The sequence below is a fragment of the Enterobacter cloacae complex sp. IR5412 genome, from assembly GCF_049237385.1.
GTDB lineage: Bacteria > Pseudomonadota > Gammaproteobacteria > Enterobacterales > Enterobacteriaceae > Enterobacter > Enterobacter intestinihominis.
The window spans coordinates 93,371-109,112 of the sequence record NZ_JBMKHQ010000011.1 but is presented as its reverse complement, the minus strand read 5'-3'; the positions used below and the strand labels follow the sequence as shown (position 1 = coordinate 109,112).

15 protein-coding genes are annotated in these 15,742 nt (G+C 56.2%); 13 read left to right on the top strand and 2 right to left on the bottom strand.

What is annotated here, in order from left to right:
* Nucleotides 1-2: 2 nt before the first annotated feature.
* The 5 genes from dnaN to ACOTX2_RS18380 all read left to right on the top strand — a co-directional run bounded on the left by dnaN (nucleotide 3) and on the right by ACOTX2_RS18380 (nucleotide 5,953).
* Nucleotides 3-1,103, top strand: coding sequence for a DNA polymerase III subunit beta (gene dnaN, locus ACOTX2_RS18400; protein ID WP_003861122.1), 1,101 nt, complete (start codon nucleotides 3-5; stop codon nucleotides 1,101-1,103).
* Nucleotides 1,103-2,176 (top strand): DNA replication/repair protein RecF, encoded by a 1,074-nt coding sequence (recF, locus tag ACOTX2_RS18395; RefSeq protein ID WP_022646527.1) that lies wholly within the window; start codon nucleotides 1,103-1,105, stop codon nucleotides 2,174-2,176. Before dnaN ends, recF begins: the two co-directional genes overlap by 1 nt.
* Nucleotides 2,177-2,204: 28 nt before the next feature.
* A complete protein-coding gene (gene gyrB / locus ACOTX2_RS18390; protein ID WP_100148829.1) occupies nucleotides 2,205-4,616 on the top strand; it encodes a DNA topoisomerase (ATP-hydrolyzing) subunit B in 2,412 nt (803 codons plus the stop codon).
* Nucleotides 4,617-4,844: 228 nt separating this feature from the next.
* A complete protein-coding gene (locus ACOTX2_RS18385; RefSeq protein WP_022646529.1) occupies nucleotides 4,845-5,549 on the top strand; it encodes a hypothetical protein in 705 nt (234 codons plus the stop codon).
* A gap of 2 nt (nucleotides 5,550-5,551) precedes the next feature.
* Nucleotides 5,552-5,953 (top strand): hypothetical protein, encoded by a 402-nt coding sequence (locus ACOTX2_RS18380; RefSeq protein ID WP_048966201.1) that lies wholly within the window; start codon nucleotides 5,552-5,554, stop codon nucleotides 5,951-5,953.
* Here ACOTX2_RS18380 and ACOTX2_RS18375 read toward each other — a convergent pair.
* Complete coding sequence (locus tag ACOTX2_RS18375) at nucleotides 5,950-6,888, bottom strand: LysR family transcriptional regulator (RefSeq protein ID WP_063148208.1); 939 nt, start codon at nucleotides 6,886-6,888, stop codon at nucleotides 5,950-5,952. The two genes, ACOTX2_RS18380 and ACOTX2_RS18375, sit on opposite strands and share 4 nt — an antisense overlap.
* A 110-nt stretch (nucleotides 6,889-6,998) precedes the next feature.
* Between ACOTX2_RS18375 and ACOTX2_RS18370 the strand changes: the two genes are divergently transcribed.
* The 8 genes from ACOTX2_RS18370 to ACOTX2_RS18335 all read left to right on the top strand — a co-directional run bounded on the left by ACOTX2_RS18370 (nucleotide 6,999) and on the right by ACOTX2_RS18335 (nucleotide 15,285).
* Nucleotides 6,999-8,024, top strand: a complete 1,026-nt coding sequence (locus ACOTX2_RS18370) for a zinc-dependent alcohol dehydrogenase family protein (RefSeq protein ID WP_045620988.1) — start codon at nucleotides 6,999-7,001, stop codon at nucleotides 8,022-8,024.
* A gap of 113 nt (nucleotides 8,025-8,137) precedes the next feature.
* Nucleotides 8,138-8,950, top strand: a complete 813-nt coding sequence (gene yidA, locus ACOTX2_RS18365; protein WP_063148207.1) for a sugar-phosphatase — start codon at nucleotides 8,138-8,140, stop codon at nucleotides 8,948-8,950.
* Between the two features lie 226 nt (nucleotides 8,951-9,176).
* A complete protein-coding gene (gene dgoR / locus ACOTX2_RS18360; protein ID WP_003861109.1) occupies nucleotides 9,177-9,866 on the top strand; it encodes a D-galactonate utilization transcriptional regulator DgoR in 690 nt (229 codons plus the stop codon).
* Nucleotides 9,863-10,741 carry a 2-dehydro-3-deoxygalactonokinase gene (locus ACOTX2_RS18355; protein WP_063148206.1) on the top strand — a complete coding sequence of 293 codons (879 nt, stop codon included), beginning with the start codon at nucleotides 9,863-9,865 and terminating at the stop codon, nucleotides 10,739-10,741. The genes dgoR and ACOTX2_RS18355 overlap by 4 nt, the downstream gene beginning before the upstream one ends.
* On the top strand, nucleotides 10,725-11,342 hold the full coding sequence (locus ACOTX2_RS18350; RefSeq protein ID WP_063148205.1) for a 2-dehydro-3-deoxy-6-phosphogalactonate aldolase: 618 nt from the start codon (nucleotides 10,725-10,727) through the stop codon (nucleotides 11,340-11,342). Before ACOTX2_RS18355 ends, ACOTX2_RS18350 begins: the two co-directional genes overlap by 17 nt.
* Nucleotides 11,339-12,487, top strand: coding sequence for a galactonate dehydratase (gene dgoD, locus ACOTX2_RS18345; protein WP_017694024.1), 1,149 nt, complete (start codon nucleotides 11,339-11,341; stop codon nucleotides 12,485-12,487). Before ACOTX2_RS18350 ends, dgoD begins: the two co-directional genes overlap by 4 nt.
* A gap of 179 nt (nucleotides 12,488-12,666) precedes the next feature.
* On the top strand, nucleotides 12,667-14,004 hold the full coding sequence (locus ACOTX2_RS18340) for an MFS transporter (protein ID WP_161177384.1): 1,338 nt from the start codon (nucleotides 12,667-12,669) through the stop codon (nucleotides 14,002-14,004).
* 51 nt (nucleotides 14,005-14,055) lie between these two features.
* Nucleotides 14,056-15,285: a DUF3748 domain-containing protein gene (locus tag ACOTX2_RS18335; RefSeq protein ID WP_074136386.1), complete on the top strand. Its 1,230-nt coding sequence runs from the start codon at nucleotides 14,056-14,058 to the stop codon at nucleotides 15,283-15,285.
* Here the strand turns inward: ACOTX2_RS18335 and ACOTX2_RS18330 are convergent.
* Nucleotides 15,282-15,614, bottom strand: a complete 333-nt coding sequence (locus tag ACOTX2_RS18330; protein WP_032622035.1) for a YceK/YidQ family lipoprotein — start codon at nucleotides 15,612-15,614, stop codon at nucleotides 15,282-15,284. The genes ACOTX2_RS18335 and ACOTX2_RS18330 overlap by 4 nt on opposite strands.
* Nucleotides 15,615-15,742: the final 128 nt, after the last annotated feature.

The following is a 15,742-nucleotide window of genomic DNA, read 5'->3' as shown; positions in this document are numbered from 1 at the left end:
CTATGAAATTTACCGTTGAACGTGAACATTTATTAAAACCGCTGCAACAGGTGAGTGGCCCATTAGGCGGCCGCCCTACGCTGCCTATTCTTGGAAACCTGCTGCTTCAGGTCGCTGACGGTACGCTGTCGCTGACCGGCACAGATCTGGAAATGGAAATGATCGCGCGCGTTACGCTGACTCAGCCGCACGACGCGGGCGCGACCACGGTTCCGGCACGTAAATTCTTTGATATTTGCCGTGGGCTGCCGGAAGGCGCTGAAATCGCCGTGCAGCTGGAGGGCGACCGCATGCTGGTGCGCTCTGGCCGCAGCCGTTTCTCCCTCTCCACGCTGCCCGCTGCGGACTTCCCGAACCTGGATGACTGGCAGAGCGAAGTTGAATTTACCCTGCCGCAGGCGACGATGAAGCGTCTGATTGAAGCCACGCAGTTCTCCATGGCGCATCAGGACGTTCGTTACTACTTAAACGGCATGCTGTTCGAAACCGAAGGTGAAGAGCTGCGTACCGTGGCTACAGACGGTCACCGTCTGGCGGTCTGTTCTATGCCGATTGGCGATTCACTGCCAAACCATTCGGTGATCGTACCGCGTAAAGGCGTAATTGAACTGATGCGTATGCTCGACGGCGGCGACACCCCGCTGCGCGTGCAGATCGGTAGCAACAATATTCGTGCCCACGTGGGCGATTTTGTCTTCACATCGAAGCTGGTAGACGGACGTTTCCCGGATTATCGCCGCGTATTGCCGAAGAACCCGGACAAAACGCTGGAGGCAGGTTGCGACATTCTCAAGCAGGCGTTCGCGCGCGCCGCTATTCTCTCCAACGAGAAATTCCGCGGCGTACGTCTGTACGTGAGTGAAAACCAGATCAAAATCACCGCCAACAACCCGGAGCAGGAAGAGGCAGAAGAGATTCTGGACGTCACCTACGCCGGGGCTGAGATGGAAATCGGCTTCAACGTCAGCTATGTGCTGGATGTGCTGAATGCACTGAAATGCGAGAACGTTCGCATCCTGCTGACTGACTCCGTTTCGAGCGTACAGATTGAAGATGCCGCATCACAGTCGGCTGCTTATGTTGTCATGCCAATGAGACTGTAATGTCGCTCACCCGTCTGTTGATCCGCGACTTTCGCAACATCGAGAGCGCGGATCTCGCTTTATCCCCTGGCTTTAATTTCCTGGTTGGCGCGAACGGCAGCGGCAAAACCAGCGTGCTGGAAGCCATCTATACGCTCGGTCATGGCCGGGCGTTTCGCAGTTTGCAGATTGGTCGCGTGATTCGCCACGAGCAGGATGCGTTTGTGCTGCATGGGCGCTTGCAGGGTGCCGAGCGGGAAACCGCCATCGGCCTGACCAAAGACAAGCAGGGCGACAGCAAGGTGCGCATCGACGGCACCGACGGCCACAAGGTGGCGGAGCTGGCACTGCTGATGCCGATGCAGCTGATTACGCCGGAGGGGTTTACTTTACTCAACGGCGGCCCCAAATACAGAAGAGCGTTCCTCGACTGGGGATGCTTTCACAATGAAGCCGGTTTCTTTAACGCCTGGAGCAATCTGAAGCGTCTGCTTAAACAGCGTAACGCCGCATTGCGCCAGGTCACGCGCTACGCCCAGCTGCGTCCGTGGGACATGGAATTAATTCCTCTTGCGGAACAAATCAGCCGCTGGCGTGCCGAATACAGCGCAGGTATCGCCGAAGACATGGCCGATACCTGCAAACAGTTTTTACCCGAGTTCTCTCTCACCTTCTCTTTCCAGCGTGGCTGGGAAAAAGAGACGGATTATGCCGAGGTGTTAGAGAGAAGCTTCGAGCGCGATCGCATGTTGACCTACACCGCGCACGGCCCGCACAAGGCGGATTTCCGCATTCGTGCCGACGGTGCGCCGGTGGAAGACACGCTGTCGCGCGGGCAGCTGAAGCTCCTGATGTGCGCGCTACGCCTGGCGCAGGGGGAGTTCCTCACCCGCGAAAGTGGGCGACGCTGCCTGTACCTGATAGATGATTTTGCCTCGGAACTTGACGACGCGCGGCGCGGGCTACTTGCCAGCCGCTTAAAAGCCACGCAGTCGCAGGTTTTCGTCAGCGCCATTAGCGCTGAACACGTTATGGACATGTCGGACGAAAATTCGAAGATGTTTACCGTGGAAAAGGGTAAAATAACGGATTAACCCAAGTTGAAATGAGCGAGAAACGTTGATGTCGAATTCTTATGACTCCTCCAGTATCAAAGTCCTGAAAGGACTGGATGCGGTGCGTAAGCGCCCGGGTATGTATATCGGCGACACGGATGACGGCACCGGTCTGCACCACATGGTATTCGAGGTGGTAGATAACGCTATCGACGAAGCGCTCGCGGGTCACTGTAAAGACATCGTGGTCACGATCCATGCGGACAACTCCGTGTCCGTTACCGATGATGGTCGTGGCATCCCAACCGGTATTCACCCGGAAGAGGGCGTATCTGCTGCGGAAGTTATCATGACCGTTCTGCACGCAGGCGGTAAGTTCGATGATAACTCCTATAAAGTTTCCGGCGGTCTGCACGGCGTAGGCGTATCCGTAGTAAACGCCCTGTCGCAGAAGCTGGAGCTGGTTATCCAGCGCGAAGGCAAAATTCACCGCCAGATTTACACCCATGGTGTGCCGCAGGCACCGCTGGCCGTTACCGGCGATACCGACAAAACCGGAACCATGGTGCGTTTCTGGCCGAGCCTTGAAACCTTCACCAACGTCACCGAATTCGAGTACGAGATCCTGGCGAAACGCCTGCGTGAACTGTCGTTCCTGAACTCCGGCGTGTCGATTCGACTGCGCGACAAACGCGACAACAAAGAAGACCACTTCCACTACGAAGGCGGTATCAAGGCGTTCGTTGAGTATCTGAACAAGAACAAAACGCCAATTCACCCGAATATCTTCTACTTCTCTACTGAAAAAGACGGTATCGGCGTGGAAGTGGCACTGCAGTGGAACGATGGTTTCCAGGAAAACATCTACTGCTTTACCAACAACATTCCACAGCGCGACGGCGGTACTCACCTTGCGGGCTTCCGCGCGGCGATGACCCGTACCCTGAACGCCTACATGGACAAAGAAGGCTACAGCAAAAAAGCGAAAGTCAGCGCCACCGGTGACGATGCCCGTGAAGGCCTGATTGCCGTGGTCTCCGTGAAGGTGCCGGATCCGAAATTCTCCTCACAGACCAAAGACAAGCTGGTCTCTTCTGAGGTGAAATCGGCGGTTGAACAGCAGATGAACGAACTGCTGAGCGAATACCTGCTGGAAAACCCGTCCGACGCGAAAATCGTGGTGGGTAAAATTATCGATGCGGCGCGTGCCCGTGAAGCGGCGCGTAAAGCCCGTGAAATGACCCGTCGTAAAGGCGCGCTGGACCTGGCAGGCCTGCCGGGCAAACTGGCTGACTGCCAGGAACGCGATCCGGCGCTGTCTGAACTGTACCTTGTGGAAGGGGACTCCGCGGGCGGTTCTGCAAAGCAGGGCCGTAACCGCAAGAACCAGGCGATTCTGCCGCTGAAGGGTAAAATCCTTAACGTTGAGAAAGCGCGCTTCGACAAGATGCTCTCTTCTCAGGAAGTGGCGACGCTCATCACCGCGCTCGGCTGCGGCATCGGTCGCGACGAGTACAACCCGGACAAACTGCGCTATCACAGCATCATCATCATGACCGATGCGGACGTCGACGGCTCGCACATTCGTACGCTGCTGTTGACCTTCTTCTATCGTCAGATGCCGGAAATCGTTGAGCGCGGCCACGTCTACATTGCCCAGCCGCCGCTGTATAAAGTGAAGAAAGGCAAGCAGGAACAGTACATTAAAGATGACGAGGCGATGGATCAGTACCAAATCGCGCTCGCCCTTGATGGTGCGACCCTGCACGCAAACTCCAGCGCGCCAGCGCTGGCCGGTGAACCGCTGGAGCGTCTGGTCTCCGAGTTCAACGCCACGCAAAAAATGATTGGCCGTATGGAGCGTCGCTATCCGAAAGCGCTGCTGAAAGAGCTGATTTATCAGCCGACCCTGACCGAAGCCGATCTGAGCGACGAGCAGACCGTCACCCGCTGGGTGAACACCCTGGTGAGCGAGCTGAACGAGAAAGAGCAGCACGGCAGCCAGTGGAAGTTCGACGTTCAGCAGAACGCTGAGCAGCAGTTCGAGCCGATTGTTCGCGTGCGTACCCACGGCGTCGATACCGACTACCCGCTGGAGCACGAGTTTGTTACCGGTCCGGAATACCGCCGTATCTGCACCCTCGGCGAGAAGCTGCGTGGTCTGATCGAAGACGACGCGTTTATCGAACGTGGCGAGCGTCGTCAGCCGGTAGCCAGCTTCGAACAGGCGCTGGAGTGGCTGGTGAAAGAGTCCCGTCGTGGCCTCTCTATTCAGCGTTATAAAGGCCTGGGCGAAATGAACCCGGATCAGCTGTGGGAAACCACCATGGATCCGGAAAGCCGTCGCATGCTGCGCGTCACCGTTAAAGACGCAATCGCAGCGGATCAGCTGTTCACGACCCTGATGGGTGATGCGGTTGAACCACGTCGCGCCTTCATCGAAGAGAACGCCCTGAAAGCGGCGAATATCGATATTTAACGGTTGTTTTTGTGGGGCTCATTCCAAATGATGTCTCATAAAGAATGCAGTCGGCTAATAAAAAAAAGAGAGTGACATGATGTCACTCTCTTTTTTTTACTTATATTTGAATATCAATAAAACGAAGTCGATCTCATAGATGTGATCCTCGCCCAGGAGTATATACCCCGATAAAGAGTATGGTGGTCTGTTAAAGTTGAAATCGGTACGGAAAAAGGAATAAACCGTATGAGCAGCAGGAGCGATATTATCGGGGCCGATGAATGGCAGGTAACGACCCGCAGCGGCCTCGTCTACAGTGAGGTCCTCGGTTGGATCGACCTGGGGCATGCCAGGGGCGAAGATATTTCCCTGCTTCTGGCTGATTTCAGCAGCGGCGAAGCCAGTGGCAGACCTTATTACACGATTGCATACAATCAGAGAATGAATATCGGGAAAGGACTGGCCGGAACGGGTAAGTTTGTTCGCTGGGAAATAAAACGTGGGCGCTCGATGTCAGAAATTAACAGCATTGCCCTGGCTATGATGATGGATACCGCGAGAAATTTTGAAAATTACCAGTCCCGCGCTTTTTTCAGTTGGTACACCGATAGCGGGTTCAGCGGAGAAGACCTGGTGTCGGATCTGCTCGGTTTTTACAGGGCGCTGATTCCTTCGGATTACCGGGCTCAGTTGCGGCCTGTCAGTCGTGAAAGCGCACTACGCCGCTGGGATCATTACGGACCGATCGGTAATTTCAAGAACCGGGGTTTTCTTCCATTGATTTTTCCCGACCCTGATGACCTTAATATCCGGCATGAACCCTATAAAGGCCCGCTTCCCCGCTTTATGAGGTGGGTAACGCCGTTTGATAACTTCAGTTCAGACATTGTTCGTATTCTTAACGATAACGGCACATATCATTCCTTCTTTACCCACTCAGGACGACGTTGAGCATGAAAAAGTTAGCCATATTCTCAGGGCTGGCCATTGTGATTGTCACGGTCATATACCTCCTTTTGCCGTATGAGCCTGAGATGACATATCGTGAATCAGATAGGGTTCGCTATCATTTTTACACACCGGCATCGATTAAGCAGGCACCACGCCTGTCACCGGATTATACCTTCAGCCACTCTGCTGCAAATGGACAGCCAGAGACCGCTGGCGTGTGCTTTAGCGGGGTATCTGATGCCGCTGTACTTAAACAATATCTTGTTTCGCGTGGCTACGCCTTTGCCAGAAAGGCCCCCGTCGGGGAGCTATGGACGTCAGAACGTCATCGGGATGTGTACTTCACTGTTATCAGCAGGGTTTCGCCTGGCAGGCAAGTTTGCCTTTTTGAATCAGAACGTTAACTTGCACCTTCGACGCGGCTTGCAGGAAAGTCCAGCGACAGCACTGACGGTAAACGGCTGGCAAGCGTATCGACAGCAATTCTAACCCTCAGCGGCAGATGCGGCGTCTGCTGCCAGACTGCATGAACGTCGAAGCGCACGTCCGGTGCCTGCTTTAAAAGCGGGATGAGTTTTCCCTGATGTATTTCTCTGCGGGCCATCCAGCAGGGCAACCACGCAAGGCCGTGTCCGGCCAGCGCAGCGTCGCAGATTGCCTGTAAATCATCCATATTGAGTGATGAGCGGGGAGTAAAGGTGTGCGATCTCCCTTCGCTATCCATTAGCTGCCAGGGCAGCACTCTGCCTGATCGCAGATAGTTAATGGCAGTGTGGTGGGGTAAATCATCAACGCTTTGTGGCTGGCCTTTCCTCAGCAGATACTCCGGTGCGGCGCACAGCACCATGCGGTGTTCGCCCAGCTTTCTGGCGACCAGCACGCTGCTGTCCTGTAGCGTGCCGTTACGCACCGCCATATCAAACCCTTCCTCCACCAGATCCACCACGCGGTCGCTGAATGACATTTCAAGCTCAAGCCCAGGATGTTCCTGCGTCAGTTCTATCAGCAGTGGCGCGACGCACTGGCGACCAAACAGCACCGGCATGGCAACGCGCAGGCGGCCGCTGACCTGCTGTTTTCCGGTTTCAAGCAGCGATTCCGCACCCCGAATCTCCTCAAGCGCCCGCAGGCAGCGTTCATAAAAAAGGGCGCCGTTATCGGTAAGACTCTGGCTGCGGGTGGTGCGTTGAAACAGACGTACCCCCAGCCGCTCTTCAAGACGAGCAATGCTTTTTCCTACCGCCGAGCGCGACAAATGCAGACGGACGGCGGCCTGCGCAAAACTTCCCGCCTCAACGGCGGCCACAAATACAGGTATATCCTTCAGCGTATCGGTCATGAATTGTATCCACTTCGTCATCAATTATGGGAAAACTTATCGCCACTGGCGACCAAACGTCAACGGTAGACTGTCAGTCCTAAAGCTTATTTGATGGCAGGAGAGAAAAAATGACAGAAACAATGCAGCGCTGGTCAATGAACGCCCTTGGGCGCGAGAGCCTTCAGCTTGTTCAGGTGCCTGTGTCACAGCCAGGCCCGGGGGAGGTTCGCGTAAGGGTTAATGCCGTTGCGCTCAACTACCGGGATAAAATGGTGATTGAAGGCACGATGCCGATTCCGCTTTCCTTCCCGTTTACCCCAGCATCTGACATGGCAGGCGTGGTGGACAGCATTGGCGAAGGCGTTACGCGTTTCAAACCCGGCGCACGCGTCATCTCAACCTTCTTCCCTGAGTGGATCGACGGCAAGCCGCAGGCAGACGCGCGCGATTTGCCCTATAAAACGTCCGGTGGATACTTCCAGGGCATGCTGGCCGAATATGTGATTGTGAGTGAAAACGCGCTGGTGGCGTCCCCGGAAAGCCTGGATGACGCTGAGGCCAGCACGCTTCCTTGCGCGGGGCTTACCGCATGGTTCGCGCTGGTGGAGCGCGGTCATTTACGCGCCGGGCAATCGGTGCTGGTACAAGGCACGGGCGGTGTGGCGCTATTCGCTTTGCAGATAGCAAAAGCGCACGGCGCAGAAGTTATTGTTACGTCGGGGAGTGATGAAAAACTGGCACTGGCCAAAAAGCTGGGAGCCAGCCAGGGCATCAACCGACTGAAAGGCGACTGGGCTGAAAATACGCTGGCACTGACGCAGGATCGCGGCATCGACCATATTATCGAAACCGTGGGTGGGGAGAATCTGAGACATTCCCTTCGCGCGGTAGCCGTTCACGGGCGTATCTCCGTTATTGGCGTGCTGGCCGGAACGGACATTTCCCTGCCTGCTGGCGAGCTGCTGCTGAAATCCCCCGTCATTCAGGGAATTGGGGTTGGACACCGCCGGGCGCTGGAAGATTTTGTCCGTGCTGTTGATGTCACGGAGTTAAAACCGGTGATTGAACATCGCTATCGTTTTGACGAACTGGAACAGGCGCTTGAGCATCTGGATCGCGGTGCGTTTGGCAAAATCGTTCTCACCCGCGAGTGAGTTCTTGTTCCCGGGATAAATACAAAAGGGGCTTTTTGTTGCGCAAGGTAGCTCTATTTTTGTGTGCTTAATCGCGTTAGCATGAAATAGCACTCATTTATCCCGGGGACCTCATGGCTATCAAACTCATTGCAATCGATATGGACGGCACGCTGCTGCTGCCAGACCACACTATCTCTCCTGCCGTTAAAAATGCGATCGCCGCCGCACGCGAAAAAGGCGTGAACGTGGTGCTCACCACCGGACGCCCGTATGCCGGGGTGCACAGCTACCTGAAAGAGCTGCACATGAATCAGCCTGGCGATTACTGCATCACCTATAACGGCGCTCTGGTGCAAAAGGCAGCCGATGGCAGCACGGTGGCGCAAACTGCACTGAGCTATGATGACTACCGTTTCCTGGAAAAGCTCTCCCGCGAAGTGGGCTCTCACTTCCACGCGCTCGATCGCAATACGCTTTACACCGCCAACCGCGATATCAGCTACTACACGGTGCACGAGTCCTACGTTGCAACCATTCCACTGGTGTTCTGCGAAGCGGAAAACATGGACCCGGCAACCCAGTTCCTGAAAGTGATGATGATTGATGAACCTGCGGTTCTCGACAAAGCCATCTCACGCATTCCGGCTGAGGTAAAAGAGAAATACACCGTGCTGAAAAGTGCGCCGTACTTCCTCGAAATCCTCGATAAACGCGTCAATAAAGGCACGGGTGTCAAATCGCTTGCCGATGCGCTGGGCATTAATCCTGAGGAGATTATGGCGCTGGGCGACCAGGAAAACGATATTGCGATGATCGAATATGCAGGCATGGGCGTGGCGATGGATAACGCCATCCCGTCGGTGAAAGAAGTGGCGAACTTCGTCACCAAATCTAACCTGGAAGACGGCGTGGCTTATGCGATTGAGAAATTTGTCCTGTCCTAACAGCTGTCTGTAATCATCAGCCTCGGTTATCAACCGGGGCTTTTTTTTGCGCTGAATTTATCGAATTGTTCTTTTTGTGATCTTGATTGTAGTACAACATTAACTGATTGTACTACATTGTCACCACGGCAAAGGCGAAAGGACTCACGTTTGTACTGCAAAAGTGAGGCGAAATTCAGCGGTCGCGGTAAAGTAGTGATGGACTTACAGAGCACAAGGACTCTCCATGACACTCAATAAAACCGATCGCATTGTCATCACGCTGGGCACTCAGATTGTGGGTGGCAAATACGTTCCCGGTTCGCCGCTGCCAGCAGAGGCGGAACTGTGCGAGGAGTTTGAAACCTCGCGCAATATCATCCGGGAAGTGTTCCGCTCGTTGATGGCGAAGCGGCTGATTGAAATGAAGCGCTATCGCGGCGCGTTTGTTGCGCCGCGTAACCAGTGGAACTACCTCGATACCGATGTTCTGCAATGGGTACTGGAAAACGACTACGACCCACGGCTTATCGGCGCGATGAGCGAAGTCCGAAATCTGGTGGAACCGGCCATCGCCCGCTGGGCGGCAGAGCGCGCAACGTCAGGTGACCTGGCACAGATTGAGTCGGCGTTAAACGACATGATCGCCAATAACCAGAATCGGGAGGCGTTCAACGAGGCGGACATTCGCTACCACGAGGCGGTACTGCAGTCGGTGCATAACCCGGTGTTACAGCAGCTTAGCGTGGCGATCAGCTCGCTACAGCGAGCAGTATTTGAACGTACCTGGATGGGCGATGAGGCCAACATGCCGAAAACGCTTCAGGAACATAAAGCGCTGTTCGATGCGATACGGCATCAGGACGGCGATGCGGCAGAGCAGGCGGCACTGACCATGATCGCCAGCTCGACACGAAGGTTGAAGGAAATCACATGACATCACGCTACATCGCAATTGACTGGGGATCGACCAATCTGCGCGCCTGGCTCTACCAGGGGGAGCAGTGTCTGGAAAGCAGGCAATCAGAAGCAGGTGTGACGCGCCTGAACGGTAAATCCCCCGAAGCGGTGTTAGCAGAGGTGACACAAAACTGGCGCGACGGTACTACGCCAGTGGTGATGGCTGGAATGGTCGGCAGTAACGTGGGCTGGAAGGTTGCGCCTTACCTGTCGGTTCCGGTGCATTTCACCGCCGTTGGCGAGCAGTTAACGTCCGTTGGCGACAATGTCTGGATTATTCCCGGTTTATGCATCTCTCGCGACGATAACCATAACGTGATGCGCGGCGAAGAGACGCAGCTGCTCGGGGCGCGCACCCTTTCTCCTTCTTCTGTCTACGTCATGCCCGGGACGCACTGCAAATGGGTCCAGGCGGATGCTGAGCAAATTCATGATTTCCGCACGGTGATGACCGGCGAACTGCACCACTTGCTGCTTAAGCATTCGCTGGTGGGGGCCGGTTTGCCGGAGCAAACCCCTTCGCCGGAAGCGTTTGCCGCCGGGCTTGAGCGCGGGATCGCATCCCCTGCCGTTTTGCCGCAACTTTTTGAGGTTCGCGCCTCGCACGTGCTGGGAAATCTTCCGCGCGAGCAGGTCAGCGAATTTCTGTCCGGCCTGCTGATTGGCGCCGAAGTCGCCACCCTGAGCGACGCATTCGCCGGGCAGCAGGCCATCACGCTCGTCGCGGGTTCATCGCTGACGTCTCGTTACCGCCAGGCGTTCCACGCTATCGGACGGGATGTTGCTGCGGTGGAAGGCGACACGGCATTTCAGGCAGGCATAAGGAGCATCGCTCATGCAGTGGCAAACTGAACTTCCCCTGATCGCGATTTTGCGCGGTATCACGCCCGGTGAGGCCTTAGCGCACGTTGGCGCGGTGATCGACGCCGGGTTCGACGCGGTGGAAATCCCGCTCAACTCCCCGGAGTGGGAAAAAAGCATTCCGGCAATTGTGAAGGCGTTTGGTGATAAGGCGCTGATTGGCGCAGGCACCGTGCTGCAACCGGAGCAGGTGGATGAGCTGGCGAAGATGGGCTGCAAGCTTATCGTCACACCGAATATCAACCCCGAGGTGATCCGCCGGGCGGTGGATTACGGCATGACCGTATGCCCGGGTTGCGCCACGGCCACAGAAGCCTTTGCCGCCCTCAATGCGGGCGCACAGTCTCTCAAAATTTTCCCGTCGTCGGCCTTTGGTCCGGATTACATCAAAGCGCTGAAAGCGGTCTTACCCGCCAGCGTGCCGGTCTTTGCCGTGGGCGGCGTCACGCCGGAAAACCTGGTGCAGTGGATAAAAGCAGGTTGTGCGGGCGCGGGGCTGGGCAGCGATCTCTATCGCGCCGGACAGCCCGTTGAGCGTACCGCACAGCAGGCGGCAGCATTTGTGAAAGCGTATCGAGAGGCAGTGCAATGAAAATAACCAAACTTACCACGTACCGTTTACCCCCGCGTTGGATGTTCCTGAAAATCGAAACCGACGAAGGCGTGGTTGGCTGGGGCGAGCCGGTGATTGAAGGCCGTGCGCGCACCGTTGAAGCCGCGGTTCACGAGCTGGGTGAATACCTGATTGGCCAGGATCCGGCGCGCATCAACGACCTGTGGCAGGTCATGTACCGGGCGGGATTTTACCGTGGCGGTCCGATCCTGATGAGCGCCATCGCCGGTATCGATCAGGCGCTGTGGGATATCAAAGGCAAAGTGCTGAATGCCCCGGTCTGGCAATTAATGGGCGGCCTGGTGCGAGACAAAATCAAAGCCTACAGCTGGGTGGGCGGTGACCGCCCTGCGGAAGTGATCGACGGTATCCGGCAGCTGCGCAACATCGGTTTTGACACCTTCAAACTCAACGGCTGCGAAGAGATGGGCGTTATCGACAACTCGCGCGCGGTAGACCGGGCGGTGAACACCGTGGCGCAAATCCGCGAGGCTTTCGGCAACGAGATTGAGTTTGGCCTGGATTTCCACGGCCGCGTCAGCGCGCCAATGGCCAAAGTGCTGATTAAAGAGCTGGAGCCGTATCGCCCGCTGTTTATTGAAGAGCCTGTTCTGGCCGAGCAGGCGGAATACTATCCAAAACTGGCTGAACAGACGCACATTCCCATCGCGGCGGGGGAGCGTATGTTCTCGCGCTTCGAGTTTAAGCGCGTGCTGGAAGCGGGCGGCATTGCGATCCTCCAACCGGACCTCTCCCACGCGGGTGGCATCACCGAATGCTACAAAATTGCCGGCATGGCAGAAGCCTACGATGTGGCGCTGGCGCCGCACTGTCCGCTTGGGCCGATTGCGCTGGCGGCCTGCCTGCACGTCGACTTCGTCTCCCGCAATGCGGTGTTCCAGGAACAAAGCATGGGCATACACTATAACAAGGGCGCGGAGCTGCTCGACTTTGTGAAAAACAAAGAAGACTTCAGCATGGAAGGTGGTTTCTTTAAACCGTTAACGAAGCCGGGCCTTGGCGTGGAGATCGACGAAGCCAAAGTCATTGAGCTGAGTAAAAGTGCGCCGGACTGGCGTAACCCACTGTGGCGTCTTGAAGACGGTTCCGTAGCCGAGTGGTAAATGCGCGTCATACTTCGCGCTGGTGATGCGTTGGCTGCGTTTTCTTACCCCGGTCACATACTTTTGTATGCTCCCGGGGATGCGAAAACTTGCCGCCTTCCCCCAGCACGAATTATTTAGCGCATCCGTTTACGTTTTTAATTAAAAAAACCAAATACACCCTCTGTAAATTACAGGGCATGGTGAGCGGCTTCGCTATGCCCAAAATCTGGAGACAGATTGCGATGGATATTCCAGTTACTGCTACAAAAACCGGGCGTCGTCGTTACCTGACGCTGATCATGATCTTTATTACCGTGGTCATCTGTTATGTCGACCGCGCCAACCTCGCCGTGGCATCGGCCCATATTCAGGAAGAGTTTGGCATCACCAAAGCGGAAATGGGCTACGTCTTCTCGGCGTTTGCCTGGCTGTATACGCTCTGCCAGATCCCCGGCGGCTGGTTCCTTGACCGCGTGGGGTCACGTCTGACCTACTTTATCGCTATTTTGGGCTGGTCCGTGGCGACCCTGTTCCAGGGCTTCGCGACCGGGCTGATGTCGCTGATTGGCCTGCGCGCCATCACCGGGGTGTTTGAAGCGCCGGCGTTTCCGACCAACAACCGCATGGTGACCAGCTGGTTCCCTGAACACGAACGCGCTTCCGCTGTTGGTTTTTACACCTCCGGGCAGTTTGTTGGTCTGGCGTTTCTGACGCCGCTGTTAATCTGGATCCAGGAGCTGCTGAGCTGGCACTGGGTGTTCATCGTCACCGGCGGGATCGGCATTATCTGGTCGTTAATCTGGTTTAAGGTCTATCAGCCGCCGCGTCTGACCAAAAGCATCACCAAAGCCGAACTGGACTACATCCGCGACGGCGGCGGTCTGGTGGACGGCGATGCGCCAGTGAAAAAAGAGGCGCGCCAGCCGCTGACCAGAGCGGACTGGAAGCTGGTCTTCCACCGTAAGCTGGTGGGCGTATATCTGGGCCAGTTCGCGGTGACCTCCACGCTGTGGTTCTTCCTCACCTGGTTCCCGAACTATCTGACCCAGGAAAAAGGGATAACCGCGCTGAAGGCGGGCTTTATGACCACCGTACCCTTCCTTGCGGCGTTTTTCGGCGTGCTGCTCTCGGGCTGGCTGGCGGATAAGCTGGTGAAAAAAGGCTTCTCACTGGGCGTTGCGCGTAAAACGCCGATTATCTGCGGACTGCTGATCTCTACCTGCATCATGGGAGCGAACTACACCAACGATCCAGTGTGGATCATGACCCTGATGGCGGTAGCGTTCTTCGGGAACGGTTTTGCCTCCATCACCTGGTCGCTGGTGTCGTCCCTGGCACCGATGCGGCTGATTGGCCTGACTGGTGGCGTATTCAACTTCGTTGGCGGCCTGGGCGGGATCACCGTGCCGCTGGTCATCGGTTACCTGGCGCAGGACTACGGCTTTGGTCCGGCTCTGGTGTATATCTCTGCCGTGGCACTGATCGGCGCGCTCTCCTACATCCTGCTGGTAGGTGACGTGAAACGAGTAGGCTAATCCCTTCGGATGTTTTACCCTGATGCGATAACCGCGCATCAGGGTATTTTCATGAAACAAATCACCTTCGCTTCCCGCAACCACCAGCTCACCAACATCAACATCTGGACGCCAGACAGCCAGTGGCTTGTCTATGATGTCCGCCCGTCCGGCGCGTCGTTTACCGGTAATACCATTGAGCGGGTCAATGTCATTACGGGCGAGGTTGAGGTGATCTACCGTGCGACTGACGGCGCGCATGTCGGCGTGGTGACCGTTCATCCTGCCGGGGAGAAATATGTTTTTATCCACGGCCCGAAAAACCCGGATGCAGACTGGCAGTATGATTTTCACCATCGTCAGGGAGTGATTGCGCACAACGGCCAGGTGAGCAATCTTGATGCGATGGATATCACCGCGCCTTACACGGCGGGGGCGCTGCGTGGCGGCAGCCACGTTCACGTTTTTAGCCCGAACGGGCAGTTCGTCAGCTTTACCTACAACGACCATGTACTGCACGCGCGCGATCCGCAGCTGGATTTGCGTAACGTCGGGGTGGCGGCGCCTTTTGGTCCGGTAAATCCACAGGGGAACCATCCGCGGGAATATGCTGGCACCTTCTGGAGCGTGCTGGTAAGCCGGACAACGCCGAACCCGCAACCGGGCAGCGATGAGATCAACCGCGCCTATGAAGAGGGCTGGGTGGACAACGACAGGCTGGCGTTTATCGGCGATACGGTGTCTGCGAAAGGCGAGAAAGTGCCCGAACTGTTTATTGTGGACCTTCCCAAGGACGAGCAGGGCTGGAAACGGGCGGGCGATGCGCCGTTGCAGGGGACGCCGGATACAATGCCCGCGCCGCCTGCGGGCGTCATGCAACGCCGCCTTACCTTCACCCATCAGAAGGCGTATCCGGGGCTGGTGAACGTGCCGCGCCACTGGGTGCGCAGCAATCCACAGGGGACGCAGATTGCGTTTTTAATGCGGGACGATAACGGCATTGTGCAGCTGTGGCTTATCTCCCCTGAAGGCGGTGAGCCGCGTCAGTTGACCCACGCTGAGAGCGATATTCAGTCGGCCTTTAACTGGCATCCTTCCGGCAACGGGCTGGGATTTGTGCTTGCAGGCCGCATTGCCTGCTGCGATGCGCAGACCGGAGAGGTGACGTTTTTGACGTCCGATCATGGCAACCCGCCGTCTGCTGACGCTGTGGTGTTTTCCCCGGACGGACGTTTTGTTGCGTGGATGGAAGAGAAGGACGGTTTCCGCCAGCTGTGGCTAACGGAAACCGCACAGAATTAGCGCGGGGTCATCTCTGCGGGCGGGATGACGGAGTTAGTCGCCAGCGTCTCCTGCTCGCTTTTCTCAACGCGCGAACGCACTGAGCTGTCGGTGCGGAACATATCCCACGGCAGCAGAAGCGTATCGGCAACCGCCGTAAACGGCATATCAAGAATCGCCAGAGATTTGGTACCCCAGTTTGTCTCATCATCAGAGATCATGGCGGCACTGGCGCGCGTCCCCGGATATGTTCCTTCTTTACCGCCGGTGTGCGACATCACGCTCGAACACCCGCAAAGTAAAACAACCCCGCTGAACGTCGCCAGCTTAATCAGAACATTTCTCATCATCACTCAGTCATCATTAGTAGCACGGCATTGACCTGCAACTCAGGGTTATAGCGAGGCGCGTCCAAAATGGATAGCTCAAAACTCCCGCACTGTGGTCGCCATCGCAATTTAACCCTTTGTGCTGTGCC